We start from the raw sequence: 20,027 nt of genomic DNA, 5'->3' as shown, positions 1-20,027 counted from the left end.
GTATCCGGCGAGCTCACGGGATGCGACCGGTACTCGGGCTGGACCGTCGACCGGCGGAACTAGGGGGCAAAGCAGACCGTGACCACGGACGTCGACGGGTCGGGCGGCCGCGTGGTTGCCGGCCGGTACCGGCTGCTCGAAAAGCTTGGTTCCGGCACGCATGGCACCGTATGGCGGGCGTTCGACGAGGTTCTAGAGGTACAGGTCGCCGTCAAGGAACTGCGATTGGACAACACGGCCGGCGACGCCGACGACCAGCTCGCGTTCGCCCGGGTCGAACGCGAGGCTCGCATCGTCGCGAAGCTGCGAGATCATCCACATGTCGTCACGGTGCTCGACGTCGTCTCGGATGGTGGCCTGCCATGGATCGTCATGGAACTCGTCGAGTCGAGGTCACTCGCGCAGCTGGTGCGCGCGACCGGCCCGCTGCCGCCGGAAAGGGTCGCGGACATCGGAGTGGCGGTGCTCGCCGCGCTCGTCGCGGCGCATGGCCTGGGAATCACCCACCGGGACGTCAAGCCGGCGAACATTCTGATCGGCACCGGCGGCCGGGTGGTACTGGCCGATTTCGGAGTCGCGTCCCACGACGGGCAGCCGACGATTGCCGGCGGCCCGGTGGGCACCCTCGCCTACATCGCGCCGGAGCAGTTCGCCGGTGTGCGGGGGAAACCGGCCGGCGACCTGTTCTCGCTCGGCGCCACGCTCTACTTCGCCCTCACCGGCGCGTCGCCGTTCAGCCGGTCGACCGAGGCCGCGACCATCGAGGCGGTGCTCCACCACGATCCGGCCCGGCCGGCCGGGCCGGACCGGCTGGTGGACGCCGTGCTCGGGCTGCTGGCGAAGGACCTCGCCGGCCGGATCACGGCGGGCGAGGCGGCCGCCGCCTTCACGGCCGTCGCCGATTCCAGTACCGAGCCAGCGACGGTGACGCGGGCGTGGTCGGCCGGCAGCGGCCCGACGAGTCTCCCCAGGCCCGCGCTCGATCGAGCGGTCGGTGTGTGCCTGCTGGTCCTCACCACGGCGCTCGCGCTCGCTCCGTGGCCGGCCGCTGGCCTCGTCGGCCTCCCCTGGTGGGGCTACTCGGCCGCGGCCGTCATCACGGTGTTCTTCGGCTCCTGGGCGGTCGCCTTCGGCGCCGTCCTGATCCGGCCGTCCGCGCTCAGACGGTGAGGACGAGCTTGCCGAAGACCTCACCCTGAGCGATGCGCTCGAAGGAGGCCCGGGCGTCGGCCAGCGGCCGGACGTCGTCTATCAGCGGCCGCACGCCCGTGCGGTCGAGGAAGTCGACGAGCGCGGCCAGCTCGTCGCGGGTGCCCATCGTCGAGCCGACGATGTTGAGCTGCAGGAAGAACACCCGGTTCAGCTCGGCGGGCGGGTTCGGGCCGCTGGTCGCGCCGGAGCAGACGACCGTGCCGCCCGGGCGCAGCGACTTCAGCGAGTGGCTCCAGGTGGCCGCGCCGACCGTCTCGATGACCGCGTCGACCCTGGCCGGCAGCCGGGCGCCCGACTCGACCGCGACGTCGGCACCCAGCTGCAACGCCCGCTTGCGCTTGGTCTCGTCACGAGAGGTGACGAAGACGGTGTGGCCGGCGGCCTTGGCGAGCAGCAACGCGGCGGTGGCGACGCCGCCGCCAGCGCCCTGGATGAGCAGCTTGCCGCCGTCGGCGGGCAACCCCGACTTGGTGAAGACCATCCGGTAGGCGGTGAGCCAGGCCGTCGGCAGGCAGGCCGCCTCCGCCCAGGAGAGCGACGCGGGCTTGGGCACGAGGTTGCGGGCGGGTACCGCGACCTGCTCGGCCAGCGTGCCGGGGTGCAGCTCCGAGAGCAGCGTCCGCTTCGGGTCCAGGGTCTCGTCACCGCCGCCGGCCGCGGGATCGCCGATCACCGCGTGGACGATGACCTCGGAGCCGTCGGCCGCCACGCCCGCGCCGTCACAGCCCAGGATCATCGGCAGGCGCTCGGCCGGCAGGCCGACGCCGCGCAGGCTGAACAGGTCGTGGTGGTTGAGCGCGGCGGCTCGGATGGAGACGGTCGCCCAGCCGTCCGGCAGCGCCGGCTCCGGCTGCTCTCCGACGGCCAGACCGGCCAGCGGGTCGGACGGGTCGGTCGTCTCAGCGGCGGCGGCAAGCACGGACAAACCGTAGGGCGCCCAGCCGGGCGACGCCACCGGAAGTCCGGTCAACGGGACAACCGGTGTCCGGTACCGGCCGATGCTGGGAGGCTGAGTCGCGGTCTGTCGTTGGATGTGCTGGACTCGTCATCATGGTGGCTCTTGAACCGACGTCGCCCCCGACCGGTCCTGTGGACGCGGGCCTCCCGGCGGCCCAGCCCACGGCGGCATCTGGACGGGGACAGTCGTCGCGCGGTCCGCGGTGGCGTCGCCGCCGGCCGGTGCTCGACCCGGAGCCGCCGACACTGACGTTCACCGACGACGGCCGACCGGTGATCACCGTCACCCCGACCGACTTCGTCGCCTGCTCCTACAAGAGCTGCGGGACGTTGCGCCCCATCGAGGAGGTCACCGCGAAGGCTCCCTGCCCAGGCTGCGGCAGGCGTTAGGCAGGGCTCTGAACGCCCTGCCTAACGCGCCTCCGCCTGGCGGCGGGACACCTATCGGCGGGCCACACCCTCCGCCTTGGCCGCCGCGGCGACCGCGGCGGCGACCGCCGGGGCGACCCGGGTGTCGAACGGGCTCGGGATGATGTGGTCCGGCGCGAGCTCGTCGGCGATCACGTCGGCGAGCGCCCGGGCCGCCGCGAGCTTCATGCCCTCGGTGATCCGGCTGGCCCGCACGTCCAGCGCGCCCCGGAAGACGCCGGGGAAGGCGAGGACGTTGTTGATCTGGTTCGGGAAGTCGCTACGCCCGGTGGCGACGATGCTCGCGTACTTGTGGGCGACCTCCGGCAGGACCTCCGGGTCGGGGTTGGCCATCGCGAAGATGATCGAGCCCGGCGCCATGGTCGCGACGGCTTCCTCGGGGACGGTTCCCGAGGACAGGCCGATGAAGACGTCCGCCCCGGCCAGCGCCTCGTTGATCGAGCCGGTCAGCCCGGTCCTGTTGGTGATGGCCGCGATGTCCGCCTTGACCGACGTGAGGTCGCCCCGGTCCGCGTAGATGATCCCCTTGCGGTCGCCGACCGCGATGTCGCCGATGCCGGCGGCGAGAATGATCCGGGTCACCGCGATGCCGGAGGCACCCGCGCCGGACACGACCACCCGCAGGTCGGACAGCTGCCGGCCGGTGAGCCGGGCGGCGTTCTCCAGCGCGGCGAGCGCGACGATGGCGGTGCCGTGCTGGTCGTCGTGGAAGACCGGGATGTCCAGACGCTCCTGCAGGCGCCGCTCGATCTCGAAGCAGCGGGGCGCGGAGATGTCCTCGAGGTTGATCCCACCGAAGCTCGGCGCCATCCGGGCGACCGTGTCGATGATCTCGTCGGTGTCCTTGGTGTCCAGGCAGATCGGCACCGAGTCGACGCCGGCGAAGTGCTTGAACAGGGCCGCCTTGCCCTCCATGACGGGCATGGCGGCGGCTGGGCCGATGTCACCGAGGCCGAGCACGGCGGTGCCGTCGGTGACCACGGCGACCAGGTTGCCGCGCCAGGTGTAGTCCTCCGCGAGGGCCGGCGTCTCCTCGATCGCCAGGCACACCCGGGCGACGCCCGGGGTGTAGGCGAGCGAGAGGTCGTCGGAGTTCTCCAACGGGGACGTCACTTCGAGCGCGATCTTCCCGCCGCGGTGCAGGGCGAACACCGGGTCGTCGTCCGAGGTCCGCGGGCTCACGGGCACGACGCCCGCGATGGGATTGGAAGGCTGGTCGAGGGTCTGGTGGTCTGCGGTCGCTGTCACGGTAGTGCTCCTGGGTACGGGCGGCCCGGCTGCCTGCGTACGGCCCGGGGTCGTCGAGGGGCTGTTGTCTGCGGTAGTCCGGGGGTCGCCCACCGTGAGAAGTGATGTCGGGCACAGCCCGGCGTCCGGGGGCGGGCGGGCCGTCCCCATGGGCGGAGCTCTCGGCCGCGAGGGAGATGACCTGAGCGGMTTCCCCGCCAGTCTGCCGCGCGGACCAGCGGGAACCCCGGCGGCGAGCGGGGTGAGCCGGCGGGGGTGGGACCGGGGGTCGCCCGGGGCACCTTCAAATATTGCACGTCAGCGTCGGTATGCGGCGGGCGGCCGGCAAGATCCGATCGTTCGACTACATACGACGATCACACCGACGACATCCCATCGAAATGTCTTGCAACGTTACCGAAGCATCCATGTAGCACTACTGACACGTAACCACGCTTGGGTGAAGGCCCAGGACGTGCGCCGCCGTTGTCGCCTGCCCACCCGAATACGGACAGACGGAACGGGCGACCGGCACCCCCAGATCGCTTCGCGATCCGGCCGGGCCCCGGGCCGCGCGCCGTGACGGGGGGTGCATCCAGCGCCAACCAGCCAGCCGGGTGGTCCGCGACCGGGCAGCCGATGAGCGTGCTCACGCCTGCCCGCCAGCCGACCACCAGCCAGGTCAGCGCGCAGGAGCCGTCCGCACCGGGAATCGGCTGGAACTGAGAGGATCGGCATGCGCCTTCGAACACACCGGATCATGGGCGGCGGCCTGGGCCACCGGGCCGCGCGCAGAGCGGTGGCCGCGACCGCGGCGGCCGGCCTGCTCGCCGTCCTCGCCGCCTGTGGCGGTGGTGACGACTCGTCCGACGGTGGCGGCACGACGGCGGCTCCCTCCGCGAACCCCTCCGTCGTGGCCACGCTGCCCGCCAAGTACGCCGGGGGCACCCTCAAGGTGGCCGCCGACGCGTCCTACGCGCCGAACGAGTTCTTCGACACGGACGGCAAGACCGTCATCGGCATGGACGTCGACCTGATCCAGGCTCTCGGCGCGGCGCTCGGTGTCAAGGTCGAGGTCGAGAACGCCGGCTTCGACGACATCATCCCGGGACTCGCCGCCGGCAAGTACGACATCGGCATCTCGTCCTTCACTGACACCAAGGAGCGCGAGGAGGTCGTCGACTTCGTCACGTACTACTCGGCCGGCACCTCGTTCTTCACCAGCGCCGCCAAGCCCGCCACCCTGACCGGGCTGGACGACCTGTGTGGCCTGACCGTCGCGGTGGAGACGGGCACCGTCCAGGCCGACGACGCCGCCGCGCAGGACACGAAGTGCAAGGGCGCGGGCAAGCCGGGCGTAACCGTCCAGGCCTACCCGGACCAGAACCAGGCGAACCTGGCGCTGACCGCCGGCCGGGCGCAGGTGTCGATGGCCGACTCGCCGGTCGCCGACTACCAGGTGAAGCTGTCCGAGGGCAAGCTCAAGTCGGTCGGCACGCCCTACGGCACGGCTCCGTACGGCATCGCGGTGCCGAAGAACTCGGGCCTCGCCGAGCCGCTGCTGGCGGCGCTGAAGGCGGTCATGGCCGACGGCTCCTACCAGAAGACGCTGGAGAAGTGGGGCGTGCAGGAAGGCGCCATCACGGATCCAAAGATCAATGGCGCCGTCAGCTGACAAGGCGCCAGGCGGTGAGCCGGGGGTGCAGGCCCCCGGCTCACCGGCCGTCCCGGTGACCGGGGCCGCCGGCGCCGGCGCACCGACATCCGATGCGATCAAGGCGGTTCCGGTCCGCCACCCGGGACGCTGGGTGGGGGTCGCGGTCCTCGCCCTCCTGGCCGCGATGCTGGTGCACGCTCTGGTCACCAACGAGGCGTTCAACTGGGACCTGGTCTGGAAGTACCTGTTCTCAGAGCAGATCCTGCGCGGCCTGTGGGCGACTCTCTACCTGACGCTCTACGCCATGGCCATCGGCGTGGTCGGCGGGGTGCTGCTCGCCATACTGCGGCTGTCGCCGAACCCGGTCCTGCGCTCGGCCTCCTGGCTGTACACGTGGTTCTTCCGTGGCACGCCGGTGATGATCCAGATTCTGTTCTGGGCGTCGATCGGCGCGCTTTACMCGAGGCTGTCCATCGGCGTCCCGTTCGGCCCCGAGTTCGCCTCCGCCGATTCGAACTCACTCATCCCGCTGCTGGGCGCGGCCATCCTCGGCCTAGGGCTCAACGAGGCGGCGTACATGGCCGAGATCGTGCGTGCCGGCGTCGGCGCCGTCGACACCGGCCAGGCCGAGGCCGCCCAGGCGCTCGGCATGAACCAGGCGCAGACGATGCGCCGGATCGTGCTGCCGCAGGCGATGCGGGTGATCATCCCGCCGACCGGCAACGAGACCATCTCGATGCTCAAGACGACGTCGCTCGTCAGCGTCATCGCCTACACCGAGCTGCTCTACGCCGCCCAGATCATCTACAGCCGCAACTTCCAGACCATCCCGCTGCTGATGGTCGCCGCGATCTGGTACCTGGCGGTCACATCGGTGCTCAGCGTCGGCCAGTACTTCCTGGAACGGCACTACGACCCGGCGGGCCGCAACCGGATGGGGCCCGGCCGTCCCATGCGCCGCGACCAGAGCGGGGTGGTCACGTGACCAGCGAGACATCGGCAGCGGCGGGGAATGGCACGCCGATGGTGCTCGCCGAAAGCATCCGCCGCGCCTTCGGCCACAACGAGGTGCTCCGYGGGATCGACCTGCGGGTCGAGCCGGGCGAGGTGCTCTGCCTGATCGGGCCCTCGGGCTCGGGCAAGACGACCATGCTGCGCTGCATCAACCACCTGGAGAAGATCGACTCGGGCCGGCTGTGGGTGGACGGCGACCTGGTCGGCTACCGGGAGCACCGCGGCCGGCTGCACGAGCTGCGCGAGCGCGAGGTCTGCCGGCGCCGCGCCGACATTGGCATGGTCTTCCAGCGCTTCAACCTGTTTGCCCACATGACGGCGCTGGAGAACATCATGGAGGCGCCGCTGCGGGTACGCCGGGAGAAACGCTCCGAGGTCGAGAAACGGGCCCGCGCCCTGCTGGACCGGGTCGGTCTCGGAAACCGGTGCGAGGCCTACCCGTCCCAGCTCTCGGGCGGGCAGCAGCAGCGGGTCGCGATCGCCCGGGCGCTGGCGATGCGGCCCAAGCTGATGCTGTTCGACGAGCCGACCTCGGCGCTCGACCCCGAGCTCGTCGGCGAGGTGCTCGACATCATGCGGGATCTCGCGGCGGACGGCATGACGATGGTCGTCGTCACCCACGAGATGGGCTTCGCCCGCGAGGCGGCCGACACCGTCGTCTTCATGGACGGCGGCGTCGTCGTCGAGAGCGGCCCGCCCGGCCAGGTGCTGGTCAACCCCCGGCACGAGCGGACCCGGTCGTTCCTGTCGAAGGTCCTGTAGTCACCGGTCCGGGCAGAAGGTTGTTGTTGGTTCGCTCCGGCGACCTCCGCGGAGGCCCAACCACGTTCGCTTCGCTCCGTGGCCGTGCCTCCGCGGAGGCACGGCTCCGCGCCGCACGGTCACCTCTCGCTTGACTGTGCAAGAGATCAGGTCGGGCTGGTGCGGGACCGCTTGGTGGGCAGGGGGGGCACCCGGGATCGACACCGAATGCACATCGCGTTGACCCAAATGCGGAGACGTGAGCGATTCCAACGCGGGCCGTATGCGGGTGCCGTGCCTACGGAGTCACACCATGGCGGAATCGGGTGGGAGACTGCGTACGGATTGCCTGCCGACCCGGTACGGTCCGCAGGCGTGGATGTCACCGAACTGTCCGTACCGGACGCGTGGGTCTTCACCCCCCGCCAGCACACCGACGGCCGCGGCACGTTCCTCGAATGGTTCCGCGTCGACGCGCTCGAGAAGGCCATCGGCCACCCGCTCCGGCTCGCACAGGCCAACCACAGCGTCAGCCGGGCTGGCACGCTGCGGGGCGTGCACTACGCCGACGTGCCGCCCAGCCAGGCGAAGTACGTCACATGTGTGTCCGGCCGGGTGCTGGACTGCGTGGTCGACATCCGCTCCGGCTCGCCGACGTTCGGCCAGTGGGACGCGGTCGTCCTCGACGACGTCGACCGGAAGGGGGTGTACGTGTCCGAGGGCCTCGGACACGTCTTCCTCGCCCTCACCGACGGCGCTCAGGTCTCGTACCTGTGCTCCACCTCGTACAGCCCGGGACGCGAGCACGGCGTGCACCCGCTCGATCCCGATCTCGGCCTGCCCTGGCCAGCCGACGTCACCCCGCTGCTGTCCGACAAGGACGCAGACGCGCCGACCCTGAAGGAGGCGGACGCGGCCGGGCTGCTGCCCCGTTACGCCGACTGCCTGGCCTTCTACGCCGATCTGCGCAGCCAGGCCGGTCGAGGCCAGTAGCGCAGCACCACCCGGCCGAGCACATCGTCGGTCGCGATCATGCCGAACGCGGCGCTGTCGGTACCTATGCCCACGTTGTCCGACCGCAGCCACCAGCCGTCGTCCACGTCGCCGAAGGCGATGCGTTTCACCCCGAGGCCTCGGCCCGCCGGCAGCCGGGCGATCACCACGTCGCCCGGCCGGGGCGCGCGTCTCCACCAGACCAGGCAGGCGTCACCGTCACGCAGCGTCGGCGTCATCGACGCGCCGCGAATGGAGACCGCCCCCACGGGAACCGAAGGCCGCACAAGGGTAGGTTGCCAGAAGGTGGGGACACGGGCCGCCGCCCCCGTACGGTGCCATCGCGGCGGACGGGCACGCGGTCTGTCTCGCGCCGAGGCGCCGCCCGTGCCCCCGACGGACGAATGTGCGAGGAAGGACGGCGGCATGAGCCTGCTGCACCCCACCACCCGGGTGAGCGCGCACTGCGACCTGCCCTGCGGCGTCTACGACCCGGCGCAGGCCCGGATCGAGGCCCAGTCGGTCAAGGCGATCCAGGAGAAGTACCAGGGGAACGAGGACCCGGTGTTCCGTTCCCGGGCGCTGTCCATCAAGGAGGAGCGCGCCGACCTGGTCAAGCACCACCTGTGGGTGCTCTGGACCGACTACTTCAAGCCGAACCACCTGGAGAAGTACCCGCAGCTGCACGACCTGTTCTGGCAGGCCACCAAGGCCGCCGGCGCCGCCGGCGCGAAGGCCTCGGTCGACCCGGCGGACGGCCAGAAGCTGCTCGACAAGATCGACGAGATCGCCAAGATCTTCTGGGAGACCAAGGCCGCGGCCTGATCCCAGGCGCGGCCCCGTCGCCGGCCTCCGGTCACCCGACCGGAGGCCGGCGACGTCCGTTTGGGGCGGGTGGGCTTCGGATGAGGAGGCAGGTCAGTGATTCGTCCCGCCGTACCGGGTGACGTACCGGTCGTGCTGGAGCTGGTGCGGGCGCTCGCGGAGTACGAGCGGGAGCCGGACGCGGTGAGGATGACCGAGGCCGACCTCGCCGCGGCGCTCTTCGGGGAGCCGCCGGCCGCGGCGGCGCTCGTGGCCACGGCGGACGGCGCCGGCGCGGCGCCCGTGGTGGGGTTCGCGATCTACCACGAGACGTTCTCGACCTGGACCGGGCGGACGGGGACGTTCCTCGTCGACCTGTTCGTCGCCCCGGAGCACCGTCGCGGCGGCCACGGACGGGCCCTGCTGGCCGCGCTGGCGGCCGTCGCGCGCGACGGTGGCCACCAGCGCCTGGAGTGGGACGTGCTGGACTGGAACACCTCCGCGCAGGCCTTCTACCGATCGCTCGGCGCCGCTCCCCAGCAGGGCTGGACGACGTGGCGGCTCGACGCCGACGCCATCGCCGCCCTCGCCGGGAGCGCATAGCGGACCGGGGAACACCTCCGCGCCCGGACGCCTTCCATCAAGGGGTCCGGACTTGCGCACCACACCCACCACCCGGGCTGGCGAGATGGCAAACATTTCTGATCACCCGACCTGCGCCATCAGGGCAACGCTGGGTACCGTGGGGACAGCGAGCGGCACGGAGTCGGGCATTGGGCGCGGCCGTGGTGGTCCGGCGCGCGGCGTTGCGCGCCCACCCGGCCCTGGTCGGCGCCACACGGGCCACAGCGGGCCTGGGACCGCTTCCCGGGGCTTTTCCTGGTAGCGCGGGCGGGGCGGACCGGACGCGGAGCTCCTCAGGGCCGTCGGTGGCGTTTGTGGGGAGGCGGCATGCTGGATATGCCATCGATGACCGCCATGACCCGAGGTCACGCTGGCGCGGCTGCGGGTTAGCCGGGCGGTGGCCGGCTGTCGAGCGCCGCAGCCCGTCGCGACGAACCGGCACCGAGGCCGGATGATGTAGGCGGGCGGTTCCACCCGGGAGCCTCGACGCGACCGGACAACACAACCACCTCCAGCGGCGAGGCCCGCCGTTGGAACGACGTAGTCACTGGGGGTAGAACGTGGATCCGACGCCTTCGGCCGGCGGCACGGTGAGCTCCGGCGGTGTCCACGGCGGCGGGCTGCGCGATGTCGTGCAGCTCACCCTCCCGGCCGCGAGCGCGTACCTGACGGTCCTGCGCACCGCGACGGCCTCGCTCGCAGCCCGGCTCGACTTCACCCTCGACGACATCGAGGACCTGCGGATCGCCGTGGACGAGGCGTCCGCGTTGCTGCTGGTCTCGGCCGTTCCCGGCTCGGCGCTGGAGTGCGTGTTCGCGCTCTCGCCCGGCGTCATGCGGGTCACGGTCTCGGTGGACARCCTGGACGGCGAGCCGCCGTCGAAGGACACGTTCGCCTGGACCGTCCTGGACGCGCTCGCCGGCGAGGTGTCCAGCTCCACCGGGCCTGGCCAGCGGGTGACCATCGAGCTGGCGAAGCGGCAGGGCGCCCGTGCCGACCTCGGCGAGCCGGCCGGCCACGTGCGCAGCCGCAGCGCCGAGTCGACCGAACTTGGCCAGGGCGCGAAGCTCGGTGCCGTGGGGACCTCATGACTTCGCCAGGACGCAATGCCGCCGCGAAGCCTCCGCCGCTGGTCGATGACCAGCCCGCCGGTGGCTTCGGTGGGTCGACCAGCCCGCGCGACCGGGTGCCGGCCCTGAGCCAGCGCGCCGTCGGGCCGGACGAGGTGCTTCCCGACCCGCCCGAGTCCGCCAGCGCGCGGCGGCCGTCGCCCGAGCCCCCGGCCCGCGGCGACGCCGGGGACGCCGGGCTGGCGAGCCAGCCGCAGCCCGGGGCCGGCGAGGACGGCCTCGAGCCCGAGGACGCCGTGACCAACCGCGAGAACACCGGAACCGAGCCACCTGACGTGAACGAGCCCGAGGGCGCGAAGCCCGAAGCCCAGGAGCGGGAAGAGCACCCCCCGGACCGGACCAGCTCCCCCGACCGGGCACGCGCGCGCCTGATGTTCATCCGGCTGGTGGAGCTGCCCGAAGGCGACAGCGAGCGATCGGAGATCCGCGACCAGCTGGTCAGGATGCACCTGCCGCTCGTCGAGTACCTCGCCCGCCGGTTCCGCAACCGCGGCGAACCGCTGGACGACCTGGTCCAGGTCGCGACCATCGGCCTGATCAAGTCGGTCGACCGGTTCGACCCGGAGCGCGGCGTCGAGTTCTCGACCTACGCGACCCCGACGATCGTCGGGGAGATCAAGCGGCACTTCCGGGACAAGGGCTGGGCGATCCGGGTTCCGCGGCGGCTGCAGGAGCTCAAGCTGTCGCTGACGAAGGCGACCTCGGAGCTGTCCCAGTCCCTTGGCCGGTCGCCGACGGTCGCTGAGATCGCCGCCCACCTCCAGATGAGCGAGGAGGAGGTCCTCGAGGGGCTCGAGTCGGCCAACGCCTACTCGGCCGTCTCGCTGGACGCGCCCGACTCCGGCGACGACGAGTCACCGGCCGTCGCGGACACGCTCGGGGTCCAGGACGAGTCGCTGGAGGGCGTCGAGTACCGCGAGTCGCTCAAGCCGCTGTTGGAGAAGCTGCCGCCTCGGGAGAAGCGCATCCTGCTGCTGCGGTTCTTCGGGAACATGACCCAGTCCCAGATCGCCACCGAGCTGGGGATCTCCCAGATGCACGTGTCGCGCCTGCTCGCGCGCACGCTGGCCCAGCTGCGCCGCGGTCTCCTCGAGGACGGCTAGCGACAGCTCCGGCGAGAACCCCCTGAAACCCGGGTATCACGCGCCGGGCAGTCTTGGAAGATCAGGCCTCGGGATCGCCGTCGGGCGGGCGGTGCAGACCCGTGGCCACCAGCGCGACGAGGATCGCCACGGCCACCACCAGTAGCGGTACGCCGTAGCCGTAGAGACCATTCTGGATCATCGCGGCGCCGACCGGCACGCACAGCAGCTGGATGACGATGACCGGGGACTTCGTCGCCGCGCGGTTGACCACCAGGGTCCGGGCGAGCACCACCACCACGAGCCCGCACACGAGCGACAGCACACCGCCGAACTCCGCGCGAGCGAGGTCGTCGACGCCGCGCCCAAAGCCCCGTACCACCTGGAGGACGCCGAGGCCGACGAGCAGCAGGCCCTCGGCCGCGACCAGCGCGGCCGCCAGCGTCAGCGGGCGCGGAGCCGCCGTCAGCGCGGCAGCCGTCTCGCGCGCCCAGGCTCCGGGTCGAGTACCCGGGGTCTCGCCACTTCCCATGCCGTTGACCTTACGGGGCCGTCTCCCGACTGATTCCGGTCACGTCCCCGCGGTTGGCCCCGGGTGGCGGGACGGGCGCAGCACGGCTGTTACGCCGCTCCGTTGCTGTCAGGTGACGCAGACACGTCTACCAGGCAACCGCGCGTGCCACAGCCGGCCTTGACGACATTCCCATACTTCATTGTCATTGTGAGACATTCCGCATGCCGACGCCGGAAAGCGGCGCGGTACTACCGTGGTGGGCATGCGAGGGCTCCTGGTCGTCAATCCAGCGGCGACGACGACCACGGAACGGGTCCGGGATGTCCTCGTCACGGCCCTGTCCGCCGACGTCGCGGTCGAGACCGTCATCACCAAGGGGCGCGGGCACGCGGCCGAGCTCGGTCAGCGAGCCGCTGAGACCGGCATCGACGTGGTGATCGCGCTCGGCGGCGACGGCACGGTGAACGAGGTCGTCAACGGCCTGCTCCACGCCGGCCCGCGGCCGGACACGCCGGCGCTCGCCGTCGTTCCCGGTGGCAGCACCAACGTGTTCGCCAGGGCACTCGGCTACTCCGCCTCCCCCGTCGAGGCGACCGGGGAGCTGCTGGCCAACCTGCGCGACGGCGAGAGCCGCGTGGTCGGCCTCGGCCACGCCCGGTGGGCCGACGAGGCACGCTGGTTCACGTTCTGCGCGGGGATGGGGCTGGACGCGGAGGTCGTCGGCCGGGTCGAGCGCAAGCGCTCGGGCGGTCGGCCGAACAGCGCGGGGCTCTTCCTGCGCAGCGCGGTGGCCCGGTACAGCCGCGGCATCGGCCGCGGCCGCCACGGCGTCACCCTCGACCTCGAGGCCAGCCCGGACAGGCGCTCGGCTGTCGCTGAAGCCCAGGACGGTGCCGAGGACGGCACGGCCACACCGGATCGCGAGGTGACGGTCGCCATCGTCTGCAACGCCGTCCCGTGGACCTACCTGGGCGGCCTCCCGGTCCGCGCCTGCCCGGACGCGTCGTTCGACACCGGGCTGGACCTGCTGGCGCTGCGCAAGGCACGCCTGTCCAGCCTGCTGCGCACCACCGGTCAGATGCTCGCCGGCGACCGCGGCCCACACGGCCGCAACGTGATCCTGGAGCACGACCTCACCAGGATCCGGATGACCTCCACGCCCGCCGCCCCGTTCCAGATGGACGGCGAGTACCTCGGCGAGCACACCGAGGTCGAGCTGACCGCCCACCCCAGGGCCCTGCGCGTCATCGCTGCATAGCTGGTTCGCTCCGTGCGGGCACGGCGCTCCGGCCCCTTGCTCGCTTCGCTCCCAAGGGACCTCCGCGCCGTGTCCTCCTCCGCTCACGGGCGCTCCGGCGACCTCGCTGCGGCCCGGCCCACGTCGCTTCGCTCGTGGGCCGGGCCTCCGCGAGGCGCGCCTCCGCGCCGCACGGTCACCTGGCGCCGAACGTCACCAAACCAAGGACCAGGCCCGAGCCAAAACCAGAACCTTGCCAGGGGCACGTCGCTTCGCTCGTGGACGGGGCTCCGCGCCGCGCGGTTACGGCTCGTTTGATGGTTGCGGGAAACCGGGCGGGGTTGTCATGAGTTCGCGGTCAGGGGCGATGGTGGGTGGCGCGCAGGGTGCGGACGATGTCGGCGGGGGCGTCGCAGATGATGCCGTCGACGCCTGTGTCGCGCAGTCGTAGCGCCGCCCGTTCGCTGGTCACGGTCCAGGTGACCAGGCGGATCCCGGCGGCGTGGGCGCGCTCGGCGGCGTCGGCGGCGGCGARCACGGCCGAGGTGTGGGCATGCAGTTCCGCGTGCCCGGCGGAGCGGACGTAGGAGAGCCCGCCGTTCACCGACATCCGCGGCATGGTCAGGAACGCCGTGCGCACCCCCGCGCCGCTGCCCCGCACATGCTCGATCGCGAACCAGTCGAACGACGACACGGTCACCCCCGTGTCGGGCCCCGTCAGCCCGCGGGCGCCCAGCAGCTCGACCAGCGTCTGCGCGGACCGCTCCCGGGGCGCGTCGAAGTCCGGCTGGCCGGGCTGGTTCTTGATCTCGATGACGATCCGTCCTCGGCCACCCCAGGCGTCCAGCACGTCATGCAGCGTCGGTATGCCCCTCGTCACCAGCTCGGCCGTGGAGCGACGGATCACCGCCCGGCCCCCGAGCCGGGGCAACCGCGCGTCGTGCACGCAGACGAGGTCGCCGTCGGCCGTGCGCCGGATGTCGACCTCGATGCCGTCCGCGCCGGCCGCTAACGCCGCATCGACCGCCGCGGCCGTATTCTCGGGCCCAGGGTTCCGGCTGCCGCGATGCCCCAGTACCTCCATGCGGCCTCCCCACGATCCGCCACCAGACCACGTCCCGGAGCCATCCTGCACCGGACGCGCCGCTTCTGCTCAGTAGGCAGATCGGTGGAGACCGCCACATCTCGCCGCCGCGCCGACCGCCCTCCCTCGGCCATCCGGCCCGGATCCCGGTCGGGCACCGGATCGATCGGGGATCGGGGATCGGGACGGGACGGACGCCCGCCTCGGCCGACGAGGCCGACGAGGCCGACGAGGCCGACGAGGCCGACGAGAGCACGTCGGTACCGCGATCCGGGCGGTGGGACGAAATGCCTAGTTGGCATGGTGGATCCGCGGGGGACAGGGCATGGCCTGGACGGACTATCCGGACAACACCCCGCTCATGGAGCCAACTGCCCATGGCCACCAGGCATCCAGACACCCTGGGCTAGTCATCCGGAGCGCAGCCGATCGTGGTCCGTCCGTGTCCTTAACGGACAAGTGCAGGCCAGAGATGGTGTGAACGCGGTTGCAGGTTCTTGCGCCCCTGCCGGTTCCGGTGGGAGGGTGGCGAATGTCCGAGGTGGATGGACCACATACACCCGGGCGCACTCCTGCACGCAGTTGACTAGACGACACCGGGGTCGCGACGAGAACGGGGCTCGCCGCGTGTCACGTCTCGACGTGACGCAACCTCGGGCGCCAGTCGAGCGTCTCCTGTGCAGTGTCGCCCGCTACGACAGAGGGAGTAGGACGCATGGACTGGCGCCACAGAGCGCTCTGCCGTGACGAGGACCCCGAGCTTTTCTTCCCCATCGGGACCACCGGGCCTGCTGAGCGCCAGATCGACGAAGCCAAAGCCGTATGCCGACGTTGCGCCGTTACCTCCGACTRCCTGAACTGGGCGTTGGAGACCGGCCAGGACGCTGGCGTCTGGGGTGGCCTGAGCGAGGACGAGCGGCGTGCCCTGAAGCGCCAGGTGCTCCGGGTCCGCACCGCCTGATCACCGGCGGCATCCTCGGCCAAGGACCGGCCTCCGGTCCGCCCAGCGCCGGGAACGCACACCAGCTGCGCCTGGGGGGTCAACTCCCCCCGTGAGTTCGGGCCACGCTCGACGCACGGGTCCACAGGCCAGCCGCCGACAACGCCAGAACCTGGCCACATAACGCAGGAATCGCTGGCCGGCACCACGCGCGGCTCAGCGGTAGTTGCATCCGTGCCCATGTCACGCAGCGCAACCAGTCGGTGCGCTTCTGACCACGGCACTCTCGGCCGTTCTGTCCACATGGCCGCCGTTTCCAACCGGCGCGCCACGGACGGAGCGGCCGATGCCATTTTGAGGGCTTGGAGCGCCCCCAAACCTGGAAGGGACGTCCGGTCGGCGGAACCGGAGCGGCACGCAACGTGAGCGCTCGACGCGCGCTCGCTGACGGCACACTCCACGAGCGGGGTGATACCCCGCCTCCAACGCCCCAAACACTCAAGCCGAAGAAATTGGGATCGAGAGCAACGCCTCGGTCCCGCGCTCGGCACCGGCCTGCAGGCGGATGGTGCCCTGCATCTCCCCGAGCACGAGCTGACGGACGATCTGCAGGCCGAGCCGCGGCGAATGCTCCAGCTGGAAGTCGTTCGGCAGCCCGGCGCCRTCGTCGGCGACCACGACATCGAGCCGGCTGGCCGTACGCCCCACCCGGATCTCGATCGAGCCCGCCGACCCCTCGAACGCATGTTCGACAGCATTCTGCAAAAGCTCGGACAGGACAAGGGCCAGCGGCGTGGCGAGCGCGCCCGAGAGCATCCCGAACGAGCCCACCCGCCGGGTCGTCGCCCGCGTCCCAGTGGTCGCGAGATCGACCGTGACCGAGGTGATCTGGTCGGCGATCTCGTCGAACGGGACCGACTCACCCAGCGTCTGCGAGAGCGTCTCATGCACCAGTGCGATCGACGTCACACGGCGGACCGACTCCCGCAGCGCGTCCCTGGCCTCGTCGACCTTCGTGCGGCGCATCTGCAGCCGCAGCAGCGCCGCCACCGTCTGCAGGTTGTTCTTCACCCGATGGTGGATCTCCCGGATGGTCGCGTCCTTGCTCAGCAGCTGCGCCTCCCGGCGGCGCAGCTCGGAGACGTCCCGCACCAGGACCAGGACCTCCCTGGTCTGGCCCGGGAAGAGCGGAATCGCGCGCAGCAGCACCACGGTGCTACCGACCGCGAGCTCGACCTCCACGGGCCGGCGCCGGCCGATCGCGTGCCACACCGCGGGCGTCGTCGCCGGCAGGTTGAGCGCCCGGTGCACCGAGCGCAGGTCCTCACCGGTGACGTTGCCGGTGTAGCCGAGCCGCCGGTAGGCCGACAGCGCGTTCGGGCTCGCGAAGATGACCTTGCCGGCGCCGTCGAGGCGGACCATCCCGTCACCCACCCGGGGTGCCTCCGGGAGCTCGGCGGAGCTGCCCCGGAACGGGAACAGCCCCTCCGCGACCATCAGCGCCAGGTTGTTGGCGCACTGCAGGTAGGCGGACTCCAACGCGCTCGGGGTGCGGGTGGTCGCGAGGTTGGTGTCCCTGGCCAGCACGGCGATGATCCGGTCACCGTGCCGCACCGGGATGGCCTCGGTGCGCACCGGCACGCCGCCGTCCCACTCGGGCTCGCCCTCCCGGGCGATCCGGTGTTCCCGCCACGCGTTGCGCACCACCCAGCGGTTGATGACGACGCTGCCGACCTCGTCGTTGTGATAGGCCGTAGGGCCGGTGGTCGGGCGCACCTGGGCCACGACGAGGAACTCCGTGTTGCCGCCCTTGACCGCCCGCTGGCTCGAGGTACGGCTGGGAACCAGCAGGAGCAGGTCCGCGAAGGAGAGATCAGCCAGCAAGGCCCAATCGGCGACGAGCGCGTGGAGCTGGTCGATGTCGTCGTCGTTCAGGTCGGTGCTCGCGCGCAGCATGTCGGCGAGGGTTCCCACGGCAGGCAGACTGCCAGAAGATCCCGCCTGCTGAACAATCACGGTGCCCGAACGATCTCCCGGCCGCCGCCGGCGCGCCCACGCTCGCCCCGCCCGGTTCCAGGCCCACGGCGTGTCCCGCACCCGCGCATCCAGGGCAAAGAGAGAACTTCCGTCGACCGCGGATCTTCGACACCGCCGTCGCCGAGGCCGAGGACGACGCTGTGGCCCCTCTGACACCCGGCCCGCGACCAGGACTCGACGCTGGGCCGCCGTACAAGGCCCTTAGGCGATTCCTGGCTCACAGCGCCAAGGGTCCTGGCCCTGGTGGCGTCATACAGTCGCGACGTGACCGTGGACCAGCGACTTTCCGCCCCGCCCGCCCCGCTCGCCTGGCTGGACGCGAACGCCCGGGCCCGCCGCGAGGCCGGGCTACGCCGGTCGGTACGGCCCCGGCCCGCGCTGGACGACCAGGTTCGCGTCGACCTGGCCGGCAACGACTACCTGGGCCTGTCCCGGCACCCGGCCGTGATCGAGGCCGGCGTCGAGGCGCTGCGGGTCTGGGGCGCGGGCTCCACCGGCAGCCGGCTGGTGACCGGCTCGACGGCGCTGCACGCCGAGCTGGAGGACGCGCTCACCGCGCACACCGGGTTCGCGGCGGCACTGGTCTTCGCCTCCGGATACGCCGCGAACCTCGGCGTCGTCACGGCGCTGGTCGGCGCCGGCGACCTCATCGTCTCCGACGAGCGCAACCACGCCTCGATCGTCGACGCCTGCCGGTTGTCCCGTGCCGACGTCGCGATCGTGCCGCACGTGGACGTCGCCGCCGTCGACAACGCCCTCGCGCACCGCCGGTACCGCCGGGCCCTCGTCGTCACCGACTCGGTCTTCTCCGCCGACGGCGACCTCGCCCCTCTGGCCGAGCTGCACCAGGTCACCCGCCGCCGCGGTGCGGTGCTGCTGCTGGACGAGGCGCACGCCCTCGGTGTCGTCGGCCCGGGCGGGCGGGGGGCGGCCGCCGCGGCGGGCCTCGCCGGCGAGCCGGACGTCATCGCCACCGTCACGATGTCCAAGTCCCTGGGCAGCCAGGGCGGGGCCGTGCTGGGGCCGGTCGAGGTGCGCGACCACCTGATCGACACGGCCCGCACCTTCATCTTCGACACCGGCCTCGCGCCGGCGGCGGCCGGCGCCGCGCTCGGCGCCCTGCGGCTCCTGGTCGCCGACCCGGGCCTGGCCACCCGCAGCCGCACCAGGGCGGCGGAGCTGGCCCGGCTGGCCGGCGCGCCGACGCCCGCGGCGGCGGTCGTCTCCGTCGTGCTCGGCGCGCCCGAGCGGGCGGTCGCGGCCGCCGCGGCCTGCCGGGAGCGGGGCGTGGCCGTCGGCTGTTTCCGTCCTCCGACGGTGCCGCCGGGGACGAGCCGGCTGCGGCTGTCCGCGCGCGCCGACCTCACCGACGACGACGTGGCCCTGTTCGCGGCCGCGCTGGCCGGGGCGCTGCGGGCCGCCGACGGTGCCGGCAGGCCGGCGACCGGGACATGAGCATCCTCGTCGTCACCGGCACGGGCACGGAGGTCGGCAAGACGGTCGTCACGGCGGCGGTGGCCACCCTGGCGGCCGGCCGGGGCGCGCCGGTGGCGGTGGTCAAGCCGGCGCAGACGGGCGTCGCACCGGGCGAGCTCGGCGACGCCGACCTGGTCCGCGACCTCACGGGCATCAACGACGTGCACGAGCTCGCCCGCTACCCGGAGCCGCTCGCCCCGGCGACCGCGGCCCGGCGCGCGGGGCTGCCCGCCCTCGACCTGGTCGCCGTGGCCGACACGGTGACCAAGCTGGCGGCCGATCGCCGGCTCGTGCTCGTGGAAGGAGCGGGCGGGCTGCTGGTCCGCTACGACGACGACGGCCGCACGCTCGCCGACCTGGCCCGACTGCTCCGGGCGCCGGTGCTCGTGGTCACCCGCCCGGCGCTGGGCACCCTGAGCGACACTGCCCTCACGCTGGAGGCACTGGCGCACCGGGGTCTGGAGCCGGCCGGCGTGGTCATCGGCAGCTGGCCGGCGGACCCGGGCCTCGCCGAGCGGGCCAACCTCACCGATCTCGAGGCGGTCGCCGGCCGGCCGCTCGCCGGCGCGCTCCCGGCCGGAGCCGGCCTGCTCGGCCGGGCGGAGTTCCGCGAGGTCGCCCTACGCTCACTGGCTCCGTCCCTCGGCGGCACGTTCGACTCCGCCGCCTTTCGCGCCGGCGTGCCAGATACCACGTCCGCCAGACGCGCGCCGCGGGCGGGCCGGGTTCGACAATGAGCGGGCTGGCGGGGACGAACACGACGACGCCAGCTCACCCGACGGCCCCGATGCTCGCAACGGGCTTCCAGGCGCGCGAGGCTTCGCTGTCGCCGCGCACCCCGCAGCCATGGACTCGATGATGACGCCACT

General features: G+C 72.1%; 20 protein-coding genes. 14 read left to right on the top strand and 6 right to left on the bottom strand.

Going from position 1 to position 20,027, the window contains the following annotated elements; genetic code table 11:
* The first annotated feature begins 78 nt into the window (after positions 1-78).
* Positions 79-1,170 carry a serine/threonine-protein kinase gene (locus BCD49_RS14250; protein ID WP_007518561.1) on the top strand — a complete coding sequence of 364 codons (1,092 nt, stop codon included), beginning with the start codon at positions 79-81 and terminating at the stop codon, positions 1,168-1,170.
* Here BCD49_RS14250 and BCD49_RS14245 read toward each other — a convergent pair.
* Positions 1,160-2,131: a zinc-binding dehydrogenase gene (locus BCD49_RS14245; protein ID WP_027140458.1), complete on the bottom strand. Its 972-nt coding sequence runs from the start codon at positions 2,129-2,131 to the stop codon at positions 1,160-1,162. The genes BCD49_RS14250 and BCD49_RS14245 overlap by 11 nt on opposite strands.
* A gap of 131 nt (positions 2,132-2,262) precedes the next feature.
* Between BCD49_RS14245 and BCD49_RS43525 the strand changes: the two genes are divergently transcribed.
* Positions 2,263-2,559, top strand: a complete 297-nt coding sequence (locus BCD49_RS43525; RefSeq protein ID WP_007518558.1) for a hypothetical protein — start codon at positions 2,263-2,265, stop codon at positions 2,557-2,559.
* 51 nt (positions 2,560-2,610) lie between these two features.
* On the opposite strand, the gene BCD49_RS14235 is transcribed toward BCD49_RS43525, so the two are convergent.
* Positions 2,611-3,846 (bottom strand): NAD(P)-dependent malic enzyme, encoded by a 1,236-nt coding sequence (locus BCD49_RS14235; protein ID WP_007518555.1) that lies wholly within the window; start codon positions 3,844-3,846, stop codon positions 2,611-2,613.
* 715 nt (positions 3,847-4,561) lie between these two features.
* Here BCD49_RS14235 and BCD49_RS14230 point away from each other — a divergent pair.
* The 4 genes from BCD49_RS14230 to rfbC all read left to right on the top strand — a co-directional run bounded on the left by BCD49_RS14230 (position 4,562) and on the right by rfbC (position 8,230).
* A complete protein-coding gene (locus tag BCD49_RS14230) occupies positions 4,562-5,500 on the top strand; it encodes an ABC transporter substrate-binding protein (protein ID WP_007518554.1) in 939 nt (312 codons plus the stop codon).
* Positions 5,484-6,467 carry an amino acid ABC transporter permease gene (locus BCD49_RS14225; protein WP_083401446.1) on the top strand — a complete coding sequence of 328 codons (984 nt, stop codon included), beginning with the start codon at positions 5,484-5,486 and terminating at the stop codon, positions 6,465-6,467. Before BCD49_RS14230 ends, BCD49_RS14225 begins: the two co-directional genes overlap by 17 nt.
* 38 nt (positions 6,468-6,505) lie before the next feature.
* Entirely contained in the window at positions 6,506-7,258 is a 753-nt protein-coding gene (locus BCD49_RS14220) for an amino acid ABC transporter ATP-binding protein (RefSeq protein WP_007518550.1), read from the top strand.
* Positions 7,259-7,612: 354 nt separating this feature from the next.
* Positions 7,613-8,230, top strand: a complete 618-nt coding sequence (rfbC, locus tag BCD49_RS14215; RefSeq protein WP_027140455.1) for a dTDP-4-dehydrorhamnose 3,5-epimerase — start codon at positions 7,613-7,615, stop codon at positions 8,228-8,230.
* Here rfbC and BCD49_RS14210 read toward each other — a convergent pair.
* A complete protein-coding gene (locus BCD49_RS14210) occupies positions 8,191-8,658 on the bottom strand; it encodes a S24/S26 family peptidase (protein WP_269799819.1) in 468 nt (155 codons plus the stop codon). The genes rfbC and BCD49_RS14210 overlap by 40 nt on opposite strands.
* Here BCD49_RS14210 and sodN point away from each other — a divergent pair.
* The 4 genes from sodN (at position 8,657) to BCD49_RS14190 (ending at position 11,891) form a co-directional block, all read left to right on the top strand.
* The gene (sodN, locus tag BCD49_RS14205) at positions 8,657-9,055 is read left to right on the top strand and encodes a superoxide dismutase, Ni (RefSeq protein WP_007518544.1); all 399 of its coding nucleotides are present in this window, start codon (positions 8,657-8,659) and stop codon (positions 9,053-9,055) included. The two genes, BCD49_RS14210 and sodN, sit on opposite strands and share 2 nt — an antisense overlap.
* Positions 9,056-9,151: 96 nt before the next feature.
* A complete protein-coding gene (locus BCD49_RS14200) occupies positions 9,152-9,637 on the top strand; it encodes a GNAT family N-acetyltransferase (RefSeq protein WP_007518542.1) in 486 nt (161 codons plus the stop codon).
* Between the two features lie 581 nt (positions 9,638-10,218).
* Positions 10,219-10,749, top strand: a complete 531-nt coding sequence (locus tag BCD49_RS14195; protein ID WP_071041559.1) for an anti-sigma factor — start codon at positions 10,219-10,221, stop codon at positions 10,747-10,749.
* A complete protein-coding gene (locus BCD49_RS14190; protein ID WP_007518539.1) occupies positions 10,746-11,891 on the top strand; it encodes an RNA polymerase sigma factor SigF in 1,146 nt (381 codons plus the stop codon). The genes BCD49_RS14195 and BCD49_RS14190 overlap by 4 nt, the downstream gene beginning before the upstream one ends.
* 61 nt (positions 11,892-11,952) lie before the next feature.
* Here the strand turns inward: BCD49_RS14190 and BCD49_RS14185 are convergent, their stop codons facing one another.
* Positions 11,953-12,402: a hypothetical protein gene (locus BCD49_RS14185; RefSeq protein ID WP_007518537.1), complete on the bottom strand. Its 450-nt coding sequence runs from the start codon at positions 12,400-12,402 to the stop codon at positions 11,953-11,955.
* A 244-nt stretch (positions 12,403-12,646) separates the two neighbouring features.
* Here BCD49_RS14185 and BCD49_RS14180 point away from each other — a divergent pair, with 244 nt between their 5' ends.
* Positions 12,647-13,642, top strand: coding sequence for a diacylglycerol/lipid kinase family protein (locus tag BCD49_RS14180; protein WP_007518536.1), 996 nt, complete (start codon positions 12,647-12,649; stop codon positions 13,640-13,642).
* Positions 13,643-13,979: 337 nt separating this feature from the next.
* On the opposite strand, the gene BCD49_RS14175 is transcribed toward BCD49_RS14180, so the two are convergent.
* Complete coding sequence (locus BCD49_RS14175) at positions 13,980-14,705, bottom strand: glycerophosphodiester phosphodiesterase (protein WP_071041558.1); 726 nt, start codon at positions 14,703-14,705, stop codon at positions 13,980-13,982.
* A gap of 715 nt (positions 14,706-15,420) precedes the next feature.
* Here BCD49_RS14175 and BCD49_RS14170 point away from each other — a divergent pair.
* Positions 15,421-15,666: a WhiB family transcriptional regulator gene (locus tag BCD49_RS14170; protein WP_071041557.1), complete on the top strand. Its 246-nt coding sequence runs from the start codon at positions 15,421-15,423 to the stop codon at positions 15,664-15,666.
* 477 nt (positions 15,667-16,143) lie between these two features.
* Here the strand turns inward: BCD49_RS14170 and BCD49_RS14165 are convergent, their stop codons facing one another.
* On the bottom strand, positions 16,144-17,601 hold the full coding sequence (locus BCD49_RS14165; protein ID WP_007518530.1) for a histidine kinase N-terminal domain-containing protein: 1,458 nt from the start codon (positions 17,599-17,601) through the stop codon (positions 16,144-16,146).
* 324 nt (positions 17,602-17,925) lie between these two features.
* Between BCD49_RS14165 and BCD49_RS14160 the strand changes: the two genes are divergently transcribed.
* On the top strand, positions 17,926-19,137 hold the full coding sequence (locus tag BCD49_RS14160) for an 8-amino-7-oxononanoate synthase (RefSeq protein WP_241832327.1): 1,212 nt from the start codon (positions 17,926-17,928) through the stop codon (positions 19,135-19,137).
* Complete coding sequence (bioD, locus tag BCD49_RS14155) at positions 19,134-19,895, top strand: dethiobiotin synthase (RefSeq protein ID WP_007515961.1); 762 nt, start codon at positions 19,134-19,136, stop codon at positions 19,893-19,895. The genes BCD49_RS14160 and bioD overlap by 4 nt, the downstream gene beginning before the upstream one ends.
* The last annotated feature ends 132 nt before the right edge of the window (positions 19,896-20,027 follow it).

It is taken from the genome of Pseudofrankia sp. EUN1h, assembly GCF_001854645.1.
Lineage (GTDB): Bacteria > Actinomycetota > Actinomycetes > Frankiales > Frankiaceae > Pseudofrankia > Pseudofrankia saprophytica.
Note: the sequence above shows the minus strand (reverse complement) of the source record. Positions and strands in the feature narration are given on the sequence as shown.

Excerpts from the sequence above, each read along its gene's own strand:
- BCD49_RS14185 (WP_007518537.1), bottom strand. The coding sequence starts at position 12,402 with ATGGGAAGTGGCGAGACCCCGGGTACTCGACCCGGAGCCTGGGCGCGC.
- BCD49_RS14230 (WP_007518554.1), top strand. The coding sequence starts at position 4,562 with ATGCGCCTTCGAACACACCGGATCATGGGCGGCGGCCTGGGCCACCGG.
- bioD (WP_007515961.1), top strand. The coding sequence starts at position 19,134 with ATGAGCATCCTCGTCGTCACCGGCACGGGCACGGAGGTCGGCAAGACG.
- sodN (WP_007518544.1), top strand. The coding sequence starts at position 8,657 with ATGAGCCTGCTGCACCCCACCACCCGGGTGAGCGCGCACTGCGACCTG.
- BCD49_RS14180 (WP_007518536.1), top strand. The coding sequence starts at position 12,647 with ATGCGAGGGCTCCTGGTCGTCAATCCAGCGGCGACGACGACCACGGAA.
- BCD49_RS43525 (WP_007518558.1), top strand. The coding sequence starts at position 2,263 with ATGGTGGCTCTTGAACCGACGTCGCCCCCGACCGGTCCTGTGGACGCG.
- BCD49_RS14190 (WP_007518539.1), top strand. The coding sequence starts at position 10,746 with ATGACTTCGCCAGGACGCAATGCCGCCGCGAAGCCTCCGCCGCTGGTC.
- BCD49_RS14210 (WP_269799819.1), bottom strand. The coding sequence starts at position 8,658 with ATGCCGCCGTCCTTCCTCGCACATTCGTCCGTCGGGGGCACGGGCGGC.